This is a genomic window from Sphingomonas tabacisoli, from assembly GCF_042678385.1.
GTDB lineage: Bacteria > Pseudomonadota > Alphaproteobacteria > Sphingomonadales > Sphingomonadaceae > Sphingomonas_B > Sphingomonas_B tabacisoli.
The window spans coordinates 1510072-1529885 of sequence record NZ_JBHUDY010000001.1 but is presented as its reverse complement, the minus strand read 5'-3'; the positions used below and the strand labels follow the sequence as shown (position 1 = coordinate 1529885).

General features: G+C 66.5%; 23 protein-coding genes. 4 read left to right on the top strand and 19 right to left on the bottom strand.

Annotation, left to right across the window (positions count from 1 at the left end):
- Window positions 1-4: 4 nt before the first annotated feature.
- Both ACFSCW_RS08050 and ACFSCW_RS08045 read right to left on the bottom strand, forming a co-directional pair.
- The gene (locus tag ACFSCW_RS08050; protein WP_380888331.1) at window positions 5-1087 is read right to left on the bottom strand and encodes a YeiH family protein; all 1083 of its coding nucleotides are present in this window, start codon (window positions 1085-1087) and stop codon (window positions 5-7) included.
- A gap of 6 nt (window positions 1088-1093) precedes the next feature.
- On the bottom strand, window positions 1094-2107 hold the full coding sequence (locus ACFSCW_RS08045) for a 2OG-Fe(II) oxygenase (protein WP_380888330.1): 1014 nt from the start codon (window positions 2105-2107) through the stop codon (window positions 1094-1096).
- Between the two features lie 174 nt (window positions 2108-2281).
- Between ACFSCW_RS08045 and ACFSCW_RS08040 the strand changes: the two genes are divergently transcribed.
- Together ACFSCW_RS08040 and ACFSCW_RS08035 are read left to right on the top strand one after the other, a co-directional pair.
- Window positions 2282-4012 (top strand): AI-2E family transporter, encoded by a 1731-nt coding sequence (locus ACFSCW_RS08040; protein ID WP_380888329.1) that lies wholly within the window; start codon window positions 2282-2284, stop codon window positions 4010-4012.
- A gap of 92 nt (window positions 4013-4104) precedes the next feature.
- Window positions 4105-4500 (top strand): hypothetical protein, encoded by a 396-nt coding sequence (locus ACFSCW_RS08035; protein WP_380888328.1) that lies wholly within the window; start codon window positions 4105-4107, stop codon window positions 4498-4500.
- A gap of 4 nt (window positions 4501-4504) precedes the next feature.
- On the opposite strand, the gene ACFSCW_RS08030 is transcribed toward ACFSCW_RS08035, so the two are convergent.
- The 13 genes from ACFSCW_RS08030 to tkt all read right to left on the bottom strand — a co-directional run bounded on the left by ACFSCW_RS08030 (window position 4505) and on the right by tkt (window position 15815).
- Entirely contained in the window at window positions 4505-5233 is a 729-nt protein-coding gene (locus ACFSCW_RS08030) for an esterase/lipase family protein (protein WP_380888327.1), read from the bottom strand.
- 124 nt (window positions 5234-5357) lie between these two features.
- The gene (locus tag ACFSCW_RS08025) at window positions 5358-5906 is read right to left on the bottom strand and encodes a GNAT family N-acetyltransferase (RefSeq protein WP_380888326.1); all 549 of its coding nucleotides are present in this window, start codon (window positions 5904-5906) and stop codon (window positions 5358-5360) included.
- Window positions 5903-6976, bottom strand: a complete 1074-nt coding sequence (locus tag ACFSCW_RS08020; protein WP_380888325.1) for an alpha/beta fold hydrolase — start codon at window positions 6974-6976, stop codon at window positions 5903-5905. The genes ACFSCW_RS08025 and ACFSCW_RS08020 overlap by 4 nt, the downstream gene beginning before the upstream one ends.
- Window positions 6973-7335, bottom strand: coding sequence for a hypothetical protein (locus ACFSCW_RS08015; protein WP_380888324.1), 363 nt, complete (start codon window positions 7333-7335; stop codon window positions 6973-6975). The genes ACFSCW_RS08020 and ACFSCW_RS08015 overlap by 4 nt, the downstream gene beginning before the upstream one ends.
- A gap of 46 nt (window positions 7336-7381) precedes the next feature.
- Window positions 7382-8047: an O-methyltransferase gene (locus tag ACFSCW_RS08010; protein WP_380888323.1), complete on the bottom strand. Its 666-nt coding sequence runs from the start codon at window positions 8045-8047 to the stop codon at window positions 7382-7384.
- Between the two features lies 1 nt (window position 8048).
- Window positions 8049-9557, bottom strand: coding sequence for an FAD-dependent monooxygenase (locus ACFSCW_RS08005; protein WP_380888322.1), 1509 nt, complete (start codon window positions 9555-9557; stop codon window positions 8049-8051).
- A 60-nt stretch (window positions 9558-9617) separates the two neighbouring features.
- Complete coding sequence (locus ACFSCW_RS08000) at window positions 9618-10523, bottom strand: fructose bisphosphate aldolase (RefSeq protein ID WP_380888321.1); 906 nt, start codon at window positions 10521-10523, stop codon at window positions 9618-9620.
- A 70-nt stretch (window positions 10524-10593) separates the two neighbouring features.
- Window positions 10594-10929, bottom strand: a complete 336-nt coding sequence (locus ACFSCW_RS07995) for a type II toxin-antitoxin system PemK/MazF family toxin (RefSeq protein ID WP_380888320.1) — start codon at window positions 10927-10929, stop codon at window positions 10594-10596.
- Complete coding sequence (locus ACFSCW_RS07990; RefSeq protein ID WP_380888319.1) at window positions 10922-11131, bottom strand: hypothetical protein; 210 nt, start codon at window positions 11129-11131, stop codon at window positions 10922-10924. Before ACFSCW_RS07990 ends, ACFSCW_RS07995 begins: the two co-directional genes overlap by 8 nt.
- A 48-nt stretch (window positions 11132-11179) precedes the next feature.
- On the bottom strand, window positions 11180-12373 hold the full coding sequence (locus ACFSCW_RS07985; RefSeq protein WP_380888318.1) for a phosphoglycerate kinase: 1194 nt from the start codon (window positions 12371-12373) through the stop codon (window positions 11180-11182).
- Window positions 12370-12783: an MOSC domain-containing protein gene (locus ACFSCW_RS07980; RefSeq protein WP_380888317.1), complete on the bottom strand. Its 414-nt coding sequence runs from the start codon at window positions 12781-12783 to the stop codon at window positions 12370-12372. Before ACFSCW_RS07980 ends, ACFSCW_RS07985 begins: the two co-directional genes overlap by 4 nt.
- 50 nt (window positions 12784-12833) lie before the next feature.
- On the bottom strand, window positions 12834-13841 hold the full coding sequence (gap, locus tag ACFSCW_RS07975; protein WP_380888316.1) for a type I glyceraldehyde-3-phosphate dehydrogenase: 1008 nt from the start codon (window positions 13839-13841) through the stop codon (window positions 12834-12836).
- 9 nt (window positions 13842-13850) lie between these two features.
- Window positions 13851-15815 carry a transketolase gene (gene tkt / locus ACFSCW_RS07970; RefSeq protein ID WP_380888315.1) on the bottom strand — a complete coding sequence of 655 codons (1965 nt, stop codon included), beginning with the start codon at window positions 15813-15815 and terminating at the stop codon, window positions 13851-13853.
- Window positions 15816-15951: 136 nt separating this feature from the next.
- On the opposite strand from tkt, the gene ACFSCW_RS07965 reads away from it, so the two are divergent.
- Both ACFSCW_RS07965 and ACFSCW_RS07960 read left to right on the top strand, forming a co-directional pair.
- Entirely contained in the window at window positions 15952-16140 is a 189-nt protein-coding gene (locus ACFSCW_RS07965) for a hypothetical protein (protein ID WP_380888314.1), read from the top strand.
- 27 nt (window positions 16141-16167) lie between these two features.
- Window positions 16168-16491, top strand: a complete 324-nt coding sequence (locus ACFSCW_RS07960; RefSeq protein ID WP_380888313.1) for a cell division protein ZapA — start codon at window positions 16168-16170, stop codon at window positions 16489-16491.
- Between the two features lie 279 nt (window positions 16492-16770).
- Here ACFSCW_RS07960 and ACFSCW_RS07955 read toward each other — a convergent pair whose 3' ends face one another.
- Genes ACFSCW_RS07955 through fabD form a run of 4 tightly spaced genes read right to left on the bottom strand, consistent with a single transcriptional unit; the run spans window position 16771 to window position 19802 of the window.
- Window positions 16771-17634 carry an SPOR domain-containing protein gene (locus ACFSCW_RS07955; protein ID WP_380888312.1) on the bottom strand — a complete coding sequence of 288 codons (864 nt, stop codon included), beginning with the start codon at window positions 17632-17634 and terminating at the stop codon, window positions 16771-16773.
- Window positions 17635-17658: 24 nt separating this feature from the next.
- The gene (gene fabG, locus ACFSCW_RS07950) at window positions 17659-18399 is read right to left on the bottom strand and encodes a 3-oxoacyl-[acyl-carrier-protein] reductase (protein WP_380888311.1); all 741 of its coding nucleotides are present in this window, start codon (window positions 18397-18399) and stop codon (window positions 17659-17661) included.
- Window positions 18400-18403: 4 nt separating this feature from the next.
- Window positions 18404-18841 carry a GxxExxY protein gene (locus tag ACFSCW_RS07945; RefSeq protein ID WP_380888310.1) on the bottom strand — a complete coding sequence of 146 codons (438 nt, stop codon included), beginning with the start codon at window positions 18839-18841 and terminating at the stop codon, window positions 18404-18406.
- 28 nt (window positions 18842-18869) lie between these two features.
- A complete protein-coding gene (gene fabD / locus ACFSCW_RS07940) occupies window positions 18870-19802 on the bottom strand; it encodes an ACP S-malonyltransferase (protein WP_380888309.1) in 933 nt (310 codons plus the stop codon).
- Between the last annotated feature and the right edge of the window lie 12 nt (window positions 19803-19814).

Below are 19814 nucleotides of genomic sequence, written 5' to 3'. Positions count from 1 at the left end.
CGCCCTAGAACAAGAGTTCGGCCGCCGCCAGCGCGAGCAGGAAGCTCGTCACGGTTGCGGCGACGACGGGCATGGACGCACGCCAGCCCTGTTGCAGCAGCAGATGCATTGGCGAACGAATGCCGGTCGCGACGACGGCGAGCAGCAGCAATGCGCTCGTGCCGATCTTGGCCGCCGCGGCCACCTGGGGCGGCAGCGTCACGACCGAGTTGAAGGCGGTCAGCGCCAGAAACGCGACGATGAACCACGGCACCGGCGGCGCGCCGGTTTTCGCATGACCATCCTTTGGCAGAGTGAGCGTCACCAGAAGCAGCGTCGGTGCAAGCAGCGCCACACGTGTGAGCTTGACGATCGCCGCCGTCTGGCCCTGCACTTCGCCCAGCGAGTAGCCGGCGCCCAGGGCTTGCGCGACGTCGTGGATCGATGCGCCCAGCAGGAAACCGGCGGCATGGGGGCTGAGGCCGAGCAGGTTCGACAGGATCGGATAGGTGGACATGGCCAGCGCGCTCGCCGCCGAGACCGCGACCAGCACGAGCGTCAACTGTGCCTGGTTCACCCGCTTTTCGCCGAGCACGCTCGACAGCGCCAGCGCCGCCGACGCCCCGCAGATCGCGACCGAGCCCCCGGCCAGCGTGCCGAATGCCGCGCCGAGGCCGAGCGCTCGCGAGACCAGCGTCCCCACCGTCATCACGGCGACGATCATCACGGCGATCGCAACGAAGCTCGGCCAGCCGAGCGCCGCGATTTCCCAGATCGTCACTTGGAGCCCAACCAGCACGATGCCCCAACGCAGCAGCGTCTTGGACGCGAAGCCGAGTCCCGCGTGCAGCCGCGCATCGGCATTCAGGAAGTTGAACGCGAGTCCGATCAGCAGGCCCATCAGCATCAGCGGCGCATGATAATGATCGCCGAGCCAAGCCGCAGCGAGCGCCGCGATGCCAGTGATGCCCAGGCCGGGAAGATAGGTAAGGAGCTGCGGCCGCGCACGTTTCGTGGCCGATGTCGCGTCCACTTCCAGCAGGTCGCCGAACAGGTCGGCCGCCGCAGGCGTGGGACGGTTGCGGTAGATCGGGTCGAGCTCCCCCATAGGCGCCTATTGGCCCAGATCGTCGGGGCGGGAAAGCACCTCGTGCTGGCCGAAGGCTTCGCCCGCTGGCGGGGGTGTCTGTCGGATCCAGCGGCTGGCGATCAGCTTGACGCCTTCCGTCACGGGCGCACCGGCGTGGAGCGATGTGCGGTCCGGTCGTCCATCGGAATCGATATTACGGAACAGGAAGGCGTCGCCGCGCCGGCCGCGCAGACGGATTTCCGAGTCCGGAAAGACCGTCTCGCCGCCCTCATATCCCTCATTCAAGGTCACGAGCATGGTCCAGGCGCGCTGGTTGTCGAGGCCGGGCACCGCATCCAGATGCGGACGGTATTGCTGGCCGGGCCCATAGCGCAGCACTTGCAGCGACTCGCCCTGCGCCACGTCGGTGCCGCTTGCCGCTGCGATCCGCCGGTTGAGCGCGTGCACGGCCGGCCATTCGAACACGGCGGGAAAGGCGGCGACGGTTGCGTCACGAAATGGGTGGCTGACGAAGCGCCCGGCGCGCTCGTCGAACGCCAGCGCGGGCTTGAAGCGCGGCTCGGCCAGGTCGCAGAGAAACTGCGCCTCGTCTGGGGTGAAGAATGCGGGAAAGCGCCGGATCAGCGGGGCCTCGCTCACGGGCTCGGCGAGCGCCGGCTCGAGGGGGGCGCCCTGGCTGTCGACGCGCATCTTGCCGATCAGATCGAGCTGCCTGCCCGCAGCGGGATCGCGTTCGCGCCACCGTTGCAACAGCGCCAGTGCTTCGCTCCACTCCGGGATGCCGCCCAGGCCGAGCACCATTAACGCCGACAGCGTGCGGGCCGCCGCGACCAGGCCCCGGGCTTCGGCTTGGGCGACGTGCCGCCGCGCTTCGACCAGATCGCGCGGCAAATGCCGGCCCTCCAGCCGCCATAATCCCAATGCGTAGGAGGCTTCGGCGTCGCCCTCGCCTGCGGCTTGCCCCAGCAATGCGGCCCCCTCGGCCTGCCGATCTTCCGCCGCAAGTCGCAGGGCTTGAGAGACGAGAGCGCTGGCCATGCCGCCCTATCGCAGCGTTCATCAAAGCTGACCAGAGAGGCCGGGAACAGCCCGCCGATCCCATCGTTCTGCCTTCGTCACGAACGCGCGAGGGCGGATTTGAAGCGAAGCGGGCAGGATCAGACCGGCGCACCGGCGCCCGCGGCGGTTCCCTCGGTCCAGGCGCCCGCGCCCATGAACCTCGTGCCGCTCGCGACCGCGGTGGTCGTGGTCGGCGCACTTTATTTCGCCAAGGCCGTGCTGGTGCCGATCGTGCTCGCGGTGCTGCTCGCCTTTGTGCTGGCGCCTCTGGTTGGACTGTTCCGACGGCTGCGGTTCGGCCGGACCCTGTCCGTGATCGTATCCGTCTTGATCGCGCTTGGCGTGCTCGGGCTGACGGGGGCGATCATCGGTCAACAGGTCGCGACGCTTGCCCCCGATGTTCCGGACTACGCCGCAACGATCCAGAGCAAGGTCAGCACGCTCGGCGAAACGAGCGTCGGCAAGTTTTCCGATTCGGTGAGCCGACTCGCGCGCCGGTTCGAGGCGCCGCCCTCGACTCGCCCGGCGCCGCGCCTTTCGCGACGGGCGGCCCAGCCGATCCCGGTCGAGGTGCACCAGCCGCCGGAGAGCGCCTGGCAAGTCGCGCGCAGGCTGCTTGCCCCGGTGTTGGGACCGTTCGAGACGTTCATCATCGTGCTGGTGGTTGCGATCTTCGTTCTGATGCAGCGCGAGGATCTGCGCGACCGGGTGATCCGTCTGTTCGGATCGTCCGATCTTCATCGCACCACCCAGGCGATCGACGAGGCGGCGGGGCGATTGTCGCGCTATTTCCTCACGCAGTTGCTGTTGAACTCGCTCTTCGGTGGCGTGATCGCGCTCGGCCTTTACTGGATCGGCATTCCCTCGCCGCTGCTCTGGGGACTGCTCGCCGGGATCATGCGGTTCGTGCCCTATGTCGGCGCATTCCTGGCGGCGATCCCGCCGCTGCTGCTGGCTATCGGCGCCGAGCCGGGCTGGACCTTTGCGATCCTGACCGGGCTGCTGTTCCTCGGCGCAGAGCCGATCATGGGCTATGTCATCGAGCCTTTGGTCTATGGCCACTCGACCGGCCTCTCGCCGCTGGCCGTCATCGTCGCCGCGATCTTCTGGACCTGGCTGTGGGGGCCGATCGGGCTGCTGCTGTCGACGCCGATGACGCTCTGTCTGGTGGTGCTTGGCCGGCACGTCCCGCAGCTCGAGTTCATCGACGTGCTGTTCGGCGACCGGCCCGCGCTCACGCCCGTCGAAAGCTTCTACCAGCGGATGCTGGCCGGCGATGCCGACGAGGTTCACGATCAGGCCGAGCTGCTGCTCAAGGAGCGGCCGCTGTCCGCCTATTACGACGAGGTCGTGGTCGGCGGCCTGCGGCTGGCGCTTGCGGATCGCCGACGAGGCGCCCTCACCCGCTCCGGGCTGGAAGGGATCATCGAAACGACGCGCGAACTGATCGACAGCCTGGCCGATCACGAAGACGTCGAGCCCGAAGACGAGGAGGAACCGGCCGAGCCCGCATCTCCCTCACTGGCCGAAAAGGCGCTGCCCGACCCGCCGCCGCCAGCCCCCGCCGCGCGCACGGGGCTGTCCGTTCTGTGCCTCGCCGGCAATGGTCCGGCCGACGCCGCAGTTGCGGAAATGCTCGCCCAGTTGCTCGCCAAGCACGGGCAGCGCCCGTCATTGGGCGATGCCGACACTCCGGACGTGGTCTGCCTGATCGGCGCCGAATACCGCGCCGCCTCGCCGCGCTGGCGGGCGATGGAAGCCGACGCCCGCCGCCGCTGGCCCGAGGCCCGCATCGTGCGCGGCCTGCTCCGCCCCGGCAGAGCGGCTAACGGCGAAGCGAGCGGGACTCTCCGCGACCTGGTCGAGGCTGCAGCGGCCGGTTAACCCGATCTTAGCCGTTGTTGTTCACCATCGCGCCGCCCGATTTCGAGGAACCGGCGATGCGATATGTAGGCGAACATTTCCGCGACCAGCGCGTGCAGCTCGACGGCAACGAGTTCGAATCCTGCCGCTTCACCAATGTGCTGTTCGACTATTCCGGCGGCCCGGTCAGCCTGTGCGGATGCTCTTTCGACGGCTTCGGCTGGCAGCTGGGCGGCGATCTCGGACGCGGCCTTTCGATGCTGGGCGCGCTTTACGAAACGAAACAGGGCGCCGGCATGGCGCTCATCGCCAATTCCATGTTCCCGAAACAGCAGCAGCCCGCAGGCCCTGCCCCTCTACATCCTTCGCTTGTAAAGCTGTTCGAGGCCGAGTCGCGCGAGGAAACCGAAGCCAATGCCGCCGAAACGGCGGATACCGTCGACTATGGCCGGTTGCACGCGGCCATCCGGCGCACGCCGAAATTCGGCGCCGCCAGAGGCTATTGCTGAGCGATTACGCGTTCCCGGTCTGCGGGTAGATCAATGCCCTGAGACCGTTGCGCTTGAAGGGCGCCCATTCGCCTTCGGGCTGCGCCAGCCGGTCGGCGACGGCGTAGAGCACCGACGCATTGACGCCCAGGCCGCAATGGCTGCCATAAACCTCGATATTGTCGGTCGCCGCATCCGCGGGCTCGCAGCAATTCTGCCAGGCGACGATGCCGTCCGCCTTGGTGTAGATCGCAGTCGACGGCACCGGCGGCGGCGCCGAGCTCTCTTTCAGCTGCGACTGCGTGTCCGCATCGTCGATGCGCTGGCCGGTCAGCGCCTCATAAGCGCCGAGCACATTGGTCGCCCACGGATTCCCGGTGAAGGGCGAACCCAGCGAGATAAGCTGCCGCACCTTGTCCGGCCGCCGGCGCGCGACCTGACGCGCCATCACGCCGCCCAGCGACCAGCCGATGATCGACACCTTGCGGCCAGTCTCCTCGTAAATCGCGTCCAGCCGCTCGATCAGCTTCTCGCCCTGACGGCCGATCGCCTTGGGCCCGAGATTGCGGCCCAACTCCCAACCGAACGGCGTGTAGCCGAGCAGCTCCAGATAGCGGCGGATCAGCGTGGTGGAGGCATCCGTCGTCACGAACCCCGGCAGCACCAGCACGGGATGGCCGTCGCCGCGCGGCGCGCTTAACAGCAACGGCGCGAACCAGGGCAGCGCGCCAAGTTCTCCGAGCGCGCGCGGCAACTCCGACAGGGCCAGAATTTTTGAGGGCGCAGGAATACGCCCCTCACCATAAGTAGCAGTCAAATCAACGCCTTTCCGTTTTCGTAAGCCGCCCAACGCTTGTAACCGCGTATCTTTCCGGCGCTTACGCCCCTCCCAAACCGAAAGCCTCGTGCTGCGCGGCGGACCGCGCGACATCCAGACTGAGTATCACAAGATCATGGACCGATCCTTGCCGGTCCATCACATGATCGCGGAGCATCGCTTCCCCCCGGAAACCATGTTCCTCGAACAACTGGATTGCGCCACGCTGGTCGGGCGTCATTTGCGCGATGAGCTTCCTGAGCTCGCGCGCTTCCGCAGCCTTGAACATTTCCGCGAGCAGACGGCGCCCGACGCCCTGCCCGCGCAACTGCGGAGAGACCAGCAACCGCACCTCACCGACATGCGCCGACCAGCCCAGCGGCTCACGCACCAGCGCACAGGTCCCGACAATTACATCGCCGTCCTCGGCGAGAAAGCTGTCGATGAAGCCGTTCTCCACCGCTTCCTGCCAGGCCTCGACGACCTTTCGGTGCTTCAGGTCGCGGCTGAGGAACAGCAGGTCGTGCTCCGGCAGCGAGCGCGAGAAACTGAGCATCGCGTCGAGGTCGTCGCTCCTGAAGCGCCGGATCGTAACGGGCAGATCGGTCACAACGAACGCTCCTGCAGCCAGTCATCGAGCCGGGGCCACAGCCGCCGGATCGCATTGCCGCCGGCAACCAGGCTGACATGCCCGCCTTTCAGCACCACTTCCTCCTTGTCGGTCGAGCCGACCATGTCGATCAGCGGCGCGGAAGCCGCCCGCGGCACGATATGGTCATGCTCCGCGACGACGTGGAGGAAGGGTGCGGCGATGTTTTTCAGGTCCACGGACTTGCCGCCCACCTCCATCGTGCCTTGGTAAAGCCGGTTATCCCACATCAGCATCTTTGTCGTCTGCCGGAAATATTCGCCGGCCAGCGGCAGCATGTCGGTCGCCCAGCGGTCGAACATGCGGTGGCTCTTCACGAACTCGTCGTTCCACATATTGTCGTAGAGCCGGATCTGGCCGGCGATGCGCTGCGCCGGGCGTAGCATGTCGAACGACGTGTAGAGCATGTCCGCGGGGCATTGGCCGAAGGTGTCGACCAGCCGGTCGACGTCGAAGAACCGCCGGTCGGCCCAGGCCTGGAACATCTCCATCGCCTTGAAGTCGACCGGCGTCGTGAACGTGACGAGGTTCTTCATCGGCCCATCGGGATGAAGCGCCGCCCACAGCACCGACAGCACGCCGCCGAAGCAATAGCCGACGAGCGTGAAATCAGGCTCGCCGGTTTCCTCGGCGATCCGCTCGATCGCGGACGGGATGAAATCCAGCACGTAATCTTCGAGAGAAAGATTGCGCTCATCCGGCCGCGGCGGCGACCAGTCGAGCATGAACACGTCGTAGCCGCGCTTCAGCAGGAACTCGACCAGGCTCTGCCCCGGCACCATGTCGAAGATATAGCCGCGATTGGTTGTCGCCATCACCAGCAGCAGCGGCACGCGATAGACTTCGTCCGTCTGCGCCCGATAGCGATAAAGGTTCATCGTGCCGCGCTGGATCAGCACGTCCTTGGGGCTGGCGCCGAGCACCGGCGCCGGCGAGGCGAAGTAGCTCAATCCCTTGATGTTGCGCTGAAGGGCGCGATCGAAGGCAATACGCGCCTGCTCGACGAGACCGGGCGCGTCCGCTTCGCTCATCCGTTCTTCTTGGGCGGTTTCTTGGTCCGGGCAGGCTGCGGCGCAGCGGGCTGGGCGGGAACCCCATCGCCCGCGAGACGGATCAATAGCGTCTCGATCCGACCCAATCGTTCCTCCACCGCACGCATCCGATCGGCCAAGCCGATAATCTCCTCCCGGTTCGGCATGTTGGCGGCCTCGAGCGCGCGGCTCATCGCTTCCTTCGCGGCTTCCTTGGCGCGGAGGCCGGCAGAGGTGGCGCCGTGCATCGTCCGCGCGAACTCGCCCGACTTCACCATTTCAGAGCCGAACTGGTTCGCGATGCTCTCCCACTGGCCGAGCATCTCGCGAAAGAAGGCGCCGGGATCGGGCGTCGACATGGCGCGATCATCAGGGCGGAACCGGGCGACGTCAAGCCTGCGCCGGTTATGCGACGATCGCGAGCGCGAACCCGTCCCATTTCTTCGCACCCACGGTTTGGACAGCGGTGGCGCTGAGCCGGGGTTCGGCCGCCAGCGCTTCGAACAATGCCCGGACGCCATGCACGCGCGGATCGGCATGATCGGGATCGATCACGCCGCCTTCGCGCACGACATTGTCGAACACCAGCATCGTGCCCGGACGCGAAAGCTGGAGGGCGGCACGGAGATAGGCGGGATAGCCTTCCTTGTCCGCGTCTACGAAGATGAAGTCGAACGGCTCCTCCTTGTTCGCGATCATCTGCTGCAGCGTGTCGTTTGCGGCGCCGACCCGCACCTCGACCCTGTCGCTCAAGCCGGCGCGGGCGATGTTGCCGCGTGCGACATCGGCATGGCGCGGCTCCAGTTCCAGCGTCACGAGACGCCCATCCGCCGGCAGTGCCCGCGCCAGCCAGATCGTCGAATAGCCGCCGAGCGTGCCGATCTCGAGGATGCGCCGCGCGCCCATGCCGCGAGCGAGCAGATGGAGCATCTTGCCCTGCACCGGCGAGACGTCGATCGCAGGGAGGCCGCCGGCTGCGTTCGCCGCCAGCGCCGCGTCGAGCACGGAATCGTCGCCCAGCAGCCGCTCCGCGATATAATCGTCGACAGCGCGCCAATCGTCCGCCTGCATCCTATTCTCCCGTGAAGCGGAGCGCATGGCGCTCGACGAATGTCCGCAGGCCGTCCGCATCGCATCCGGCCAGTGCGACATAGCCGTCCGGCCGGATCAGATAAGCGGCATCGAGCGCCAGCCCAGCCTTTTCGGCGGCCCCGCTCCAGCCGAACGCATGCAGCGGCAAACCGAGCTCGCCGGCGGCAGCCGTCAGATCAGGCCGGGGCTCGCCATAGACGTGCAACTGCCAGTCGAGGCTGCGGAGCGGATCGAAGTTGTGGCTGTCGGCAACCCAGGGCAGCCGGTCGCCGCCCGCGACCTTTCCTGCTTTGCCCCCGCTTATCGGGCTGTCCGGATAGTGGATCTCGATTTGCGAGACCAGGCGGAAGAACATCCGCCGCCCCGCGGCAAATCGCGACATCAGGGGCATCAGGCGCGGCATCGCCACGGAGCGGATGAGCTTGCCGGTCAGGCCACGCGACACGACGGCCTTGAACGCCCGATCGGTGGTCGCGACGAGCTGCCGGGCGAACGGCATGCGCTCCGCTTCGTAACTGTCGAGCAGTTCCGGTGCGGCGCGGCCGTGCAGCACATGGGCGAGCTTCCAGCCGAGGTTCACCGCGTCGCCGACCCCGGTGTTCATGCCCTGCCCGCCCGCCGGACTGTGCACATGGCCGGCATCGCCAAGCAGGAAGCAGCGGCCGACCCGGAAATGCGAGGCGACCCGGTGGTGCACGCGGTAGGTCGAGAACCAATTGAGAGAGGCGACCCGCACGCCGAGCAGCGGCTCGGCGGTCGGGCGCACGTCCTCGAACGTCACCGGGCTTCCGTCGGCATGTTCGGGCGCGATGCCGATCAACCGCTCCATCGCGCCTTTGCGCGCCGGCATGCGGAGCGCGAAATTGTCCGGCCCGAGCGCGGCATGGAGGTCCCCGCTTTGCCCTTCGGCCAGCTTCACATCGGCGACGTAATAGAGATTCTCGTAAGTCCCGCCCGGGAAACCGACCGCCAGCATTTCGCGCACCCGGCTGTGCACGCCGTCGCATCCGCAGACATAGGAGAAACGCGCCTGCTCCTCGCGTCCACCATGATCGATCGTGGCCGTCACACCGTCGGCATCGTGCACAAACGACTTGAGCGTGGTTTGCCACTCGATCTCGACACCGAGTTCGCGCAGCCGATCGACCAGAAAGCGTTCATGCTCGTCCTGGGGAAAGTCGAGCACGAACGGGAATGGGCTCAACCCCGCGCCGATGTTGCTGAACCGGATGGTCGCGAGTTCGCGCCCCAGCCGACGGAAGTGGAGCGTCTCAATGCGATTGCCGGCCGCAACCACCGCATCGGCGAAACCGAACTGCGCGTAGAACTCCAACGTCCGCGCGTGCATCGCCAGCGCTCGCGACGCCTCGCCCGGCCCGTCATGCTGGTCGATGATCCGGAAGGCGGCGCCGCGCCTCGCGAGACTAAGCGCCAGCACCAGGCCGGTCGGCCCGGCGCCGACGATCAGAATGGGTGGCGTGTCGACCATGCAAGGCTCCGCGCGGTTCGGCCGACCTTAGGTCATCCGAGCCGCGCTGCCCATGCAGGATCAGGCGTCGACCAGCGTCTTCTGCGTCGAAGCCTGATGGATTTCGTCGATGGCATCGCCGAGCGAGCCGTTGAACTCGTCGTCGCTCATCTGGTGGCGCAGGTCTTCAAGCAGCGCGCGGCTGAAGCTCGCGATCATGCCGCGGTTCTTGGCCAGCTCGGCGCAGGCCTCGGGACGTGCATAGCCGCCCGAGAGTGCCACGACGCGGAGCACGCGCGGATGATCGACCAACGCGTCGAAAAGGCCGGGCTTGGCCGGGATCGACAGCTTCAGCATCACCTTGTCGCTGCCCGGCATCGCGTCCAGCGCCTTGGTGAGCTCTTCGAGGAGGATCTGGTCGGCCTCGGCGCGCTCGGCGCTCTTGATGTTCACTTCCGGTTCGATGATCGGCACCAACCCGTGCGACAGCACCTGCTGCGCCACCGCGAACTGCTGTTTGACGATTGCCGCGATGCCTTCGCGGTTGGCGAGGTTGACGACCGAGCGCTCCTTGGTGCCGAACACGCCCAGCGCCTTCGCCCGCGACAGCAGCGCATCCAGCTCCGGCATCGGCTTCATCAGCTGCACGCCGTTCGCTTCGGCCTCAAGGCCCTTGTCGATCTTGATGAAGGGCACGACACCCTTTTCGATCAGCGCCTGCGGGACAGGCTTGCCGTCCACCTGCCCGTCCATCGTCCGCTCGAACAGGATCGCGCCGATGACTTTCTGCCCGTTGAAGCAGGGCGAGGTGATGATCCGGCTGCGCATCGCGTGGATCAGGCCGAACATTTCCTCGTCCGACGACCAGGTGCCTTCCTCGATCCCGTACCCCTTCAACGCCTTCGGCGTCGAGCCTCCGCTCTGGTCGAGCGCGGCGATAAACCCATTTCCTTCGGCAATCTTGGCAGTCATGTCGGAGGCGTTCATGAGAATCCCTGATGTGTTTGGTGAGCTGTCGCAGCGCCTAGCTTGAGGCGCGCAGAATCTCAACGGCGCGTCAAAGGTCGAGCCACAGCCGCAGCGCTCTGTCCACCTGGGCCATCTCGTCCATGCTGAGTTGCCCGAACAGTCTACGGATTCGCGCCCGCCCGATCGAAACGACCTTGTCGACCATCACGAAAGAAAGCTGATCGAGCCCGTTGGTGTCGTTGGCGACAAGGGGCACGCGCGCAATGTGGCTCGGCATGGCATTACTGGTCAGGCCGCACAAAGTGACCGATGGAGCATCAGCCAGCGTCGAATCTCGCTGTACAACCACCCCGGGACGAAGCTTGCCGGTAAATTCTCCTCGCTCGCCGTAATAGACTACGCTGCCGCGCCGCAGCTCAATCATCGAGATCGCTCTCGGTATAGTCCTCTTCCCGATCGTGTTGGGCGAGTATCTGGGCCGCGCGGCGCATCTGCGCGTCGATCGATTCGCGCTCCAATCGCTCCAGAATCCATTCGCGCGCGACGACGCTCTTGCCGCGCCCCAAGGCGCGGGCGTGCCGCGCAAGTTCCTTTTCCGCTTCAGGCGAGAGTCTGATTCCAAGCACGGGCGCCTCCGTTTAACACGTTAAACATAGACGCAATCGGTTAAGTTCTCAAGCTTCCAACGCAGCCACGCCCGGCAGTTCCTTGCCTTCCATCCATTCGAGGAACGCGCCGCCGGCGGTCGAGACGAAGGTGAAGTCGTCGGAGACCCCGGCCTGATTGAGCGCGGCCACGGTGTCGCCGCCGCCGGCGACCGAGACCAGCGAGCCTTCGCGGGTGAGCGCGGCGGCGGTGCGGGCGAGGCTGACGGTCGCGGTGTCGAACGGCGGCGTCTCGAATGCACCGAGCGGCCCGTTCCAGACCAGCGTGCGGCAGGTCTTCAGCACGTCGGCCAGCGCCTCGGTCGCGGCGGGGCCGATATCGAGGATCATCTCGTCCGCGCCGACTTCGTGGACGTTGACGGTGCGCATCGGCGGGTTCGGCCTGAATTCCTTCGCCACCACCACGTCATAGGGCAGATGTACGGTGCAGTTCGCCTTGTCGGCGGCGTCGAGAATCTGCTCGGCCGTGCCGGTCAGGTCGTGCTCGCACAACGACTTGCCGACATTGACGCCGCGCGCAGCGAGGAAAGTGTTGGCCATGCCGCCGCCGATGATCAGGTGATCCACCTTGGCGACGAGGTGCTTCAGCACGTCGAGCTTGGTGGACACCTTCGCGCCGCCGACGACGGCCGCAACCGGATGCTCGGGACTGCCGAGCGCCTTTTCCAGCGCGCGCAGCTCCGCTTCCATCTGGCGGCCGGCATAGGCAGGCAATCTGTGCGCCAACCCTTCCGTCGAAGCATGGGCGCGGTGCGCAGCGGAGAAGGCGTCGTTGACGTAGAGATCGCCCAGCCGAGCCATTGCATCGACCAGCGCCGGGTCGTTCTTCTCCTCGCCGGCATGGAAACGGGTGTTCTCCAGCACGGCGATGTCGCCGGGCTTCAGGTCCGCAACCGCGCGCTCGGCTCCTTCGCCCTGGCAATCGGGTACGAACTGCACGGGCCGACCGAGGAGGTCCGACAGCGGCTTGGTCACCAGCGCCAGCGACATTTCCGGATTGGGCTGGCCTTTGGGCCGTCCGAAATGGGCGAGGACGAGAAGGATCGCGCCCTTGTCCGACAGTTCCGCGATGGTCGGCACCGCGGCGCGCAGCCGCGTGTCGTCCGTAACCTTGGCTTCCTGGGTGGGCACGTTCAGGTCCTCGCGGACCAGCACGCGCTTGCCCTGCACATTCCCCATATCGTCGAGCGTCTTGAACGTCATTCCTCACCTTCGATTGAAACGGGGTCGCCGACCCGGATATCGCCGCCCTGAAGCACCCGCGCCAACGCACCGCCGCGCCAGTCGTGCATCAATACGGCCTTCAGCCCCGGCACGATCGCATCCATGCGGCTGCATGGATCGCATTCACAGGTAATTTCCAACCGCACGTCGCTGCCGATCCGCACCACGGCGCCGGGCCGTTGCGGCAGGTCGACGCCATCGACCAGCAAGTTGGCGCGCCGTTCCTGCCATTCGACGACCGTGCCCAATTCTTCGATCGCGGCGAGCCAGTCGCCCGCTTCGATCAGGGAGACCTGCCTTTTGTCCTTGCCGCCGGGCCGGATCGCGCCGCGAAAATCGCGCTGCAGCCCTCCTTCGCGGGAGATGTGGACATGGTCCAGCACCTCCATCGGCGCGCGCGGGAACGCGTGCCGCGCTATTCCGCGAAGGACGCCCGCCGTCAGCCGAGCCTCGCCATGACCGAGGCCGTGTCGACCATGCGGTTCGAGAAGCCCCATTCATTGTCGTACCAGGAGACGACGCGGACCAGCTTGCCGTCGATCACGGCAGTCTCCAGGCTGTCGACGGTCGACGAAGCCGGCGAGTGCATCAGGTCGATCGAGACGAGCGGCTCGTCCGTGTAATCGAGGATGCCCGCCAGACGGCCGCTGTCCGCCGCTGCCTTCAGCAGCGCGTTGACCTCGTCCTTGGTCGTGTCGCGCTTCGGCGTGAAGGTCAGGTCGACCAGGCTCACGTCCGGCACCGGCACGCGGATAGCCGAGCCGTCGAGCTTGCCTTTCAGTTCGGGCAGCACCTCGCCCACCGCCCGCGCCGCGCCGGTGGTCGTCGGGATGATCGACATCGCGGCGGCCCGCGCACGGCGCAGGTCGGAATGGATCTGGTCGAGGATCTTCTGATCATTGGTGTAGGCGTGAACGGTGGTCATCAGCCCGCGCTCGATGCCGATCGTGTCGTTCAGCACCTTGGCGACCGGCGCCAGGCAGTTGGTGGTGCACGACGCGTTGGAGACGATCTTGTGCTCGGCGGTCAGCTTGTCGTCGTTGACGCCGAACACGACGGTCAGGTCGACATTCTTGCCTGGTGCCGAGATCAGCACCTTCTTCGCGCCGGCGGCGATGTGCTTCTCGGCGCTCGCCCGGTCGGTGAAGAAGCCGGTGCATTCCAGCACAAGGTCGACGCCCAGCTCGCCGTGGATCAGGTTGGCCGGATCCTTCTCGGCCGTCACCCGGATGTGCTTGCCGTCGATCACCAGGTCGTTGCCCTCGGCATGGACCTCGCCCGGATATTTGCCGTGGACCGAGTCGCGCTTGAACAGCCAGGCGTTGGACTTGGCGTCCGCCAGGTCGTTGATCGTGACCAGCTCCAGCCCCGAGTCCTTGCGCTCCAGCATGGCGCGCGCGACGAGGCGGCCGATGCGGCCAAATCCGTTGATGGCGACTTTGGTCATTTTTGCTCCTTAGTTCTTCAGCGCCGCAAGGATCTTGGGCGCGATCGCGTCGGGGGTGATCTCGAAATGCTTGTAGAGATCGGGGGCAGGCGCGGAGGCGCCGAACCGGTCGAGGCCGATGTTGAGGCCGTCGGGCCCGGTATAGCGTTCCCAGCCGAGTGTGGTGCCCGCCTCGATCGAGACCTTGAGCGCGTCCGCCGGCAGCACATCGGCGCGGTAGGCGGCCGGCTGCGCGTCGAAACGCTCCCAGCTCGGCATCGAGACCAGGTCGGCCCCTATGCCTTGTGCTTCCAACAGGTCGCGGACGCCGGCGGCGACCTCGACTTCCGAGCCAGTGGCGATCAGCACCACCTTGCGCGGCGCGGTCGCGGCGCGGAGCCGATAGGCGCCCTTGGCCGAGCGGTTCTCCGCGGCCTCGTCGCGAAGCTGCGGCAGGTTCTGGCGCGAGAGCGCGAGCACGGCCGGCCGATCCGCATTCTCCAGCGCCAGCGCCCAGCATTCCGCGGTTTCGATCGTGTCGCACGGCCGGAACACGTCGAGGTTCGGGATCAGCCGCAGCGACGTCAGATGCTCGACCGGCTGGTGGGTCGGGCCATCCTCGCCCAGCCCGATCGAATCGTGCGTCATCACATAGACGACGCGCGCGCCTTGCAGTGCGGACATCCGGATCGCGTTGCGGCAATAATCGGAGAAGACGAGGAAGGTGCCGCCATAAGGCACCACGCCGCCATGCAGCGCCATGCCGTTCATCGCGGCGGCCATGCCGAATTCGCGGATACCGTAATAGACGTAGCGGCCGGAATAATCGTCCGCAGTCAAAGGCTTCTGCGCCTTTGTTTTGGTGTTGTTCGAACCCGTCAGGTCGGCCGAGCCGCCGATGGTCGAGGGGACGGCGGCGTTGATCGCCTCCAGCGCCATCTCGCTCGCCTTGCGGGTCGCGACCTTCTGCGGGCTGGCGAGTAGGCCGTCGACATAGGGCTTCAGCCAGTCGGACGAGACCTTGCCCGACTGTTGCGCTTCGAACTCCACCTTGCGTGCGCTGGACGCCAGCCGATCGGTCCAGGCCTTGCGATCCGCACCGCCGCGCGCGCCATAGCGCTTCCACTCGCTCGCGATGTCGTCGGGGATCATGAACGGCGGCGACGTCCAGCCGAGCGCCTCGCGCGCCGCGGCCACTTCAGCTGCGCCCAGGGCGGCGCCGTGGGTCGCGGACGTGCCCTGCTTGTTGGGCGCGCCCTTGCCGATGATCGTCCGGCACGCGACCAGCGACGGACGCGGATCGGCCAGCGCCTCGTCGAACGCACGGGCGATGTCGGCCGGATCGTGCCCGTCGCAGCGCGTGACGTGCCAGCCCGAAGCCGCATAGCGCGCCGGAATGTCCTCGCTCGTTGAAAGCGAGGTGGCGCCGTCGATGGTGATGCGGTTATCGTCCCACAGCACGATCATCCGCCCAAGCTGCAGATGCCCCGCTAGGCCGACCGCTTCGTGGTTGATGCCTTCCATCAGACACCCGTCGCCGGCGATCACCCAGGTGCGGTGATCGACGAGGTCGTCGCCATAGGCCGCGTTCAAATGCCGCTCGGCGATGGCCATGCCAGAAGCCATCGCAAAGCCCTGCCCCAACGGGCCGGTCGTGCACTCGACACCCGGCAGCTCGAAATTCTCCGGATGCCCCGCGCAAGGGGACCCGAGCTGGCGAAAGCGCTTGATGTCGTCGATCGTCGGCCGCGCATAGCCGGTCAGGTACAGCAGCGCGTAGATCAGCATCGATCCGTGCCCCGCGGACAGCACGAAACGGTCGCGGTCCGGCCATTTGGGGTCGGCGGGATCGAACTTCAGATATTTGGTGAACAGCACCGTCGCGACGTCGGCCATGCCCATCGGCATGCCTGGATGGCCGGAGTTGGCCGCCTCCACCGCATCCATCGCCAGTGCGCGAATGGCATTGGCAAGCTGGTCGTGGCGAACGGTCATGCGCGGTCCCGGTGCTGAGGATCGGACGCTGAGTCGCGTCCGGGCGGGGGTGCTTTGCTGTCTTGGCGGCCGGAGGTCAACCGCGGCAAAGGGAGCAGCGTTTGCACTGGCGCTTAAGCGTGCTAGTTAAGATTTTGTGACAGATGAGCGACTGGCCTTTGCGATCAGACGGCTGGATCGGGCTTTGGCCCGGGTCGAGGCGGCATCGGCACGCGCCGCTGCGAAACCCGATCCGGAGCTGGCCCGGCTGATGCAGCGGCACGAGCGGCTTCGCGACCGCACGAAAGAGGCGATCGCTTCGCTCGATCGGCTGATCGGCGCCTAGTCACAGCATCGGGGCCAAGGGGGAACAATGGCCGAAGTAACGATAGAAGTCGGCGGCCGCCGCTATGATGTGACGTGCCGCGATGGCGAGGAGCCGCAGCTCCGCCGCCTGGCGATGGTGGTAGACCAAAAGGCCGAACAGGCCCGGTCTGCCGTCGGCAATGCCAATGAAAGCCGGCTGCTGCTGCTCGCCGCTCTTCTGCTGGCGGACGAAGTCCAGGATTTGCGGCAGGGCAACGTTCCGCCGCTTCCCGAAGGCACCGACGTGGCGCTTGCCGATGCGGTCGAACAATTGGCCGAACGCGTCGAGACGCTTGCCGAGCATCTTGAGACCCGCGCCTCCGCCGCCTGAGCTGCCCTGATCCGTCCATCCCGAGCGAAGTCGAGGGACGCACCGGGCGCAGAAAGTGCGTGTCTCGACTTCGCTCGAAATGGACGGATTGAACGCGATGCACGCGCCGCCTAGATTGTAGGCGACGGGTACTGCTTGGTGCGAGCCTCAGCATTATCCCTGAGCCGATTTCGGATCCTAGGGGGCTGTCCCTGGCCGGGCCCTGGCCCGATCCACATGGTCCCCACCTGACGTTTGGGCGTCAGAGGATATTCCTGGCCAACGGCCTATGCGGTCCCGTCACCTGACTTCGAAGCAAGCGCGTCCTTCCTGACGCTGGAGCGCGCAGAAGCGCGCCGCTTCCGCCTTGGTCGCGAACGGCCCGAGGCGCAGCTTGGTCACACCGCCATTGTCGACGAACGCGGGCCGGACCTCTCCCGGCATCCTCATCTGCACGCTCTGCCAGTAACGGCGGGCATTGCCCTGCTGCGCGAACGCACCGAGCTGGACAAGCCAGGCGTCGCCCACAGGCGGTGCCATCACCGCACGCCTGACAGGTGCGAGCTTCGTCTCGGCGAGCGCCATCTTGCGAACCGGTTCTTGCGCTTTTTGCGGCGGGACAGAGACGATCCGGACCGGCTCTTCCGTGGCGGACGATGGCTTGTCCATGATCGCCAACGCCTCAGCCGCAGCCGGCAGTCCGGCCGCGGCGGCGCGACGCACCCAGAATTTCGCCTGCTCTGTGTCCGCCGGCACCGCCGTGCCGCTGAAATAGAAAGTGCCGAGCGCATATTGCGCACGCGGGTCGCCCTGCTCGGCAGCCTTGCGCAGCAAGGGCAGCGCGTCCACCGGCCGGCCGCTCTGGGCCAGCACCAGTCCCAATTCCGCGCCGGCCTTGGCATGGCCCAGCTGCAGCGCCTTGGAGAACCAGCGCTCCGCCTGCTTAGCATCAGCGGGCACGCCGTCGCCAAGCTTGTAGGCTCTTCCCAGTTGGTAAGCGGCTTCGGCATCGCCCGAACCGGCGGCCTGCTCCAGCGCTGGAATTGCGCGATCCGCTGCAAAAAGAGCAGCCGGGCTCAACATCGCGAGCCCCGCGACCACCCATGCCTTTCCGATGCCCATCGCCCGCCTGCCCCCGCAGATCAGCCCGGGCGCAGTCTGCACCCGAAGCGGCGATCGGGCAATCGGTCAGATCATCGCCATGCCGCCGTTCACATGCAGCGTCTGGCCAGTGACGTAGCTCGCTTCCTTGCTCGCGAGATAGGCCACGGCCGCGCCCACGTCCGCGCCTTCGCCAAGGCGGCCGGCCGGGATGCGGCCCGTCAGCGCTTCCTTTTGCGCATCAGGCAGCGCGTCGGTCATCGGCGAGGTAATGAAGCCCGGCGCGACGCAATTCACCGTGATGTTGCGGCTCGCCAGTTCCTGACCCAGCGCTTTCGACATGGCCGTCAACGCGCCCTTCGATGCCGCATAATTCGCCTGACCCGGATTGCCGGTCGCGCCGACCACCGATGTGATCGACACGATGCGCCCGAACCGCGCCTTCATCATCGGCTTGGCCGCCGCGCGGCAGAGGCGGAATGCGGCCTCCAGGTTCACCCGGATTACCTGCTCCCACTCCTCATCCTTCATCCGCATGATGAGGTTGTCGCGAGTCACGCCGGCATTGTTGACCAGGATGTCGAGTTTGCCCCCCAGCGCCTCGACCGCCCGCGGCACCAGGCCGTCCACGGCAGCGCCATCCGACAGGTTGCACGGCAGGATCACCGGATCGCCGCCGATGCGCCCGGCGACCCCTTTCAACGCATCCTCCCGCGTTCCCGAAAGCGCCACCCGAGCGCCCTGCCCCGCCAGCGCCTCAACGATCGCCGAACCGATCCCGCCCGACGCACCGGTCACGAGAGCATTCATTCCCGAAAGATCGAACATGTCCTTACTCCTGTATTGGGTTCGCGCAGAGTCGCGGAGACGCAGAGAGGCCGTGCTCATTCACCAGCCTTCGGATATTGTCTTTGAGCATCGCTCCGCCAAAGTTGATCAGCAGCCCTACGGGTTGCCTTGTGAGGCGCAGGTAGGTGAGGAGCTGTTTCGCGTGAGCGGCATTAAGTCGCTCGACCGACTTGATTTCGACCAGCAAACGGCCGTCAACCAGCAAGTCGACCCTGAACGCGCCATCGAAGCGCATGCCGTCGAATTCTATGTCGATCGACCGCTGCCGCTCGACAGAATAGCCACGTCGCACAAGCCAAGCGGCCAACACCGTCTCATAAACGCTCTCGAGCAAGCCTGGCCCAAGCTGCTGATGCAGCCGGAAGGCTGCATCGACAACGTCCCCGCTAACCTGATCAATATCTGACAGCCCGCTCGGCATCTCTGCGTCTCCGCGTCTCTGCGCGAACCTACAAAGTCTTCGACACAGCCTCGATCTCTTCCATACTTGCAACACTCACCGCTTCGGCATCGGGCGCGATGCGTTTGATCATGGGGGCGAGCACCTTGCCGCCGAACTCGACGAGATGGTGCACACCCGCCGCCTGCATCGCGAGCACGCTTTCGCGCCAGCGGACGGTGCCGGTGACCTGCTCGACGAGCAGCCGCTTGATCTCGGCCGGATCGGCAACCGGCGCGGCGGTGACATTCGCGTAGACCGGCACCAGCGGCGCACGGAGATCGGCCTTGCCGAGCGCTTCGGCCATCGCGTCGGCGGCGGGTTGCATCAGCGGGCAGTGGAACGGCGCGGAAACCGGCAGCGGCATTGCGCGACCGCCGGCCGCTTTGACGTGCTCGGACGCGCGCTCGATTGCGGCCTTGTGGCCGGAGATCACGACCTGCCCCGGCGCATTGTCGTTGGCGACGGTGCAAACGTCACCTTGCGCCGCGTGGCCAGCGATCTCGGCGACCTGGTCGAACTCCAGCTTCAGGATCGCGGCCATCGCGCCCTGGCCGACCGGCACTGCCGCCTGCATGGCCTGGCCGCGGAGCTTCAGCAGTTTCGCGGTCGTCGACAGGTCCAGCGCCTCGGCGGCGCACAGGGCGGTGTATTCGCCGAGCGAATGGCCCGCCACGAACTCGGCCTTGTCGGCCAGCCGCACGCCACCTTCGCGCTCCAGCACGCGGAGCGTTGCGATCGCGTTCGCCATGATCGCCGGCTGGGCATTTTCGGTGAGCGTCAGCTCATCGCCCGGCCCGTCGCACATCAGCCGGAACAGGCTCTGGCCGAGGGCATCGTCGACTTCCTGGAACACCTCACGCGCGGCGCCGCTCGCGTCGGCCAGCGCCTTGCCCATGCCGACCGCCTGGCTGCCCTGCCCCGGAAAGATGAATGCGCGCATCGTTCGACCCTT

What these genes read in the sequence shown, in the direction of transcription:
- ACFSCW_RS08050 (WP_380888331.1), bottom strand. Translation starts at nt 1,087, where the DNA reads ATGGGGGAGCTCGACCCGATCTACCGCAACCGTCCCACGCCTGCGGCG.
- ACFSCW_RS08045 (WP_380888330.1), bottom strand. Translation starts at nt 2,107, where the DNA reads ATGGCCAGCGCTCTCGTCTCTCAAGCCCTGCGACTTGCGGCGGAAGAT.
- ACFSCW_RS08040 (WP_380888329.1), top strand. Translation starts at nt 2,282, where the DNA reads ATGAACCTCGTGCCGCTCGCGACCGCGGTGGTCGTGGTCGGCGCACTT.
- ACFSCW_RS08020 (WP_380888325.1), bottom strand. Translation starts at nt 6,976, where the DNA reads ATGAGCGAAGCGGACGCGCCCGGTCTCGTCGAGCAGGCGCGTATTGCC.
- ACFSCW_RS08015 (WP_380888324.1), bottom strand. Translation starts at nt 7,335, where the DNA reads ATGTCGACGCCCGATCCCGGCGCCTTCTTTCGCGAGATGCTCGGCCAG.
- ACFSCW_RS08010 (WP_380888323.1), bottom strand. Translation starts at nt 8,047, where the DNA reads ATGCAGGCGGACGATTGGCGCGCTGTCGACGATTATATCGCGGAGCGG.
- ACFSCW_RS08005 (WP_380888322.1), bottom strand. Translation starts at nt 9,557, where the DNA reads ATGGTCGACACGCCACCCATTCTGATCGTCGGCGCCGGGCCGACCGGC.
- ACFSCW_RS08000 (WP_380888321.1), bottom strand. Translation starts at nt 10,523, where the DNA reads ATGAACGCCTCCGACATGACTGCCAAGATTGCCGAAGGAAATGGGTTT.
- ACFSCW_RS07995 (WP_380888320.1), bottom strand. Translation starts at nt 10,929, where the DNA reads ATGATTGAGCTGCGGCGCGGCAGCGTAGTCTATTACGGCGAGCGAGGA.
- ACFSCW_RS07985 (WP_380888318.1), bottom strand. Translation starts at nt 12,373, where the DNA reads ATGACGTTCAAGACGCTCGACGATATGGGGAATGTGCAGGGCAAGCGC.
- ACFSCW_RS07980 (WP_380888317.1), bottom strand. Translation starts at nt 12,783, where the DNA reads ATGGAGGTGCTGGACCATGTCCACATCTCCCGCGAAGGAGGGCTGCAG.
- gap (WP_380888316.1), bottom strand. Translation starts at nt 13,841, where the DNA reads ATGACCAAAGTCGCCATCAACGGATTTGGCCGCATCGGCCGCCTCGTC.
- tkt (WP_380888315.1), bottom strand. Translation starts at nt 15,815, where the DNA reads ATGACCGTTCGCCACGACCAGCTTGCCAATGCCATTCGCGCACTGGCG.
- ACFSCW_RS07960 (WP_380888313.1), top strand. Translation starts at nt 16,168, where the DNA reads ATGGCCGAAGTAACGATAGAAGTCGGCGGCCGCCGCTATGATGTGACG.
- fabG (WP_380888311.1), bottom strand. Translation starts at nt 18,399, where the DNA reads ATGTTCGATCTTTCGGGAATGAATGCTCTCGTGACCGGTGCGTCGGGC.
- ACFSCW_RS07945 (WP_380888310.1), bottom strand. Translation starts at nt 18,841, where the DNA reads ATGCCGAGCGGGCTGTCAGATATTGATCAGGTTAGCGGGGACGTTGTC.
- fabD (WP_380888309.1), bottom strand. Translation starts at nt 19,802, where the DNA reads ATGCGCGCATTCATCTTTCCGGGGCAGGGCAGCCAGGCGGTCGGCATG.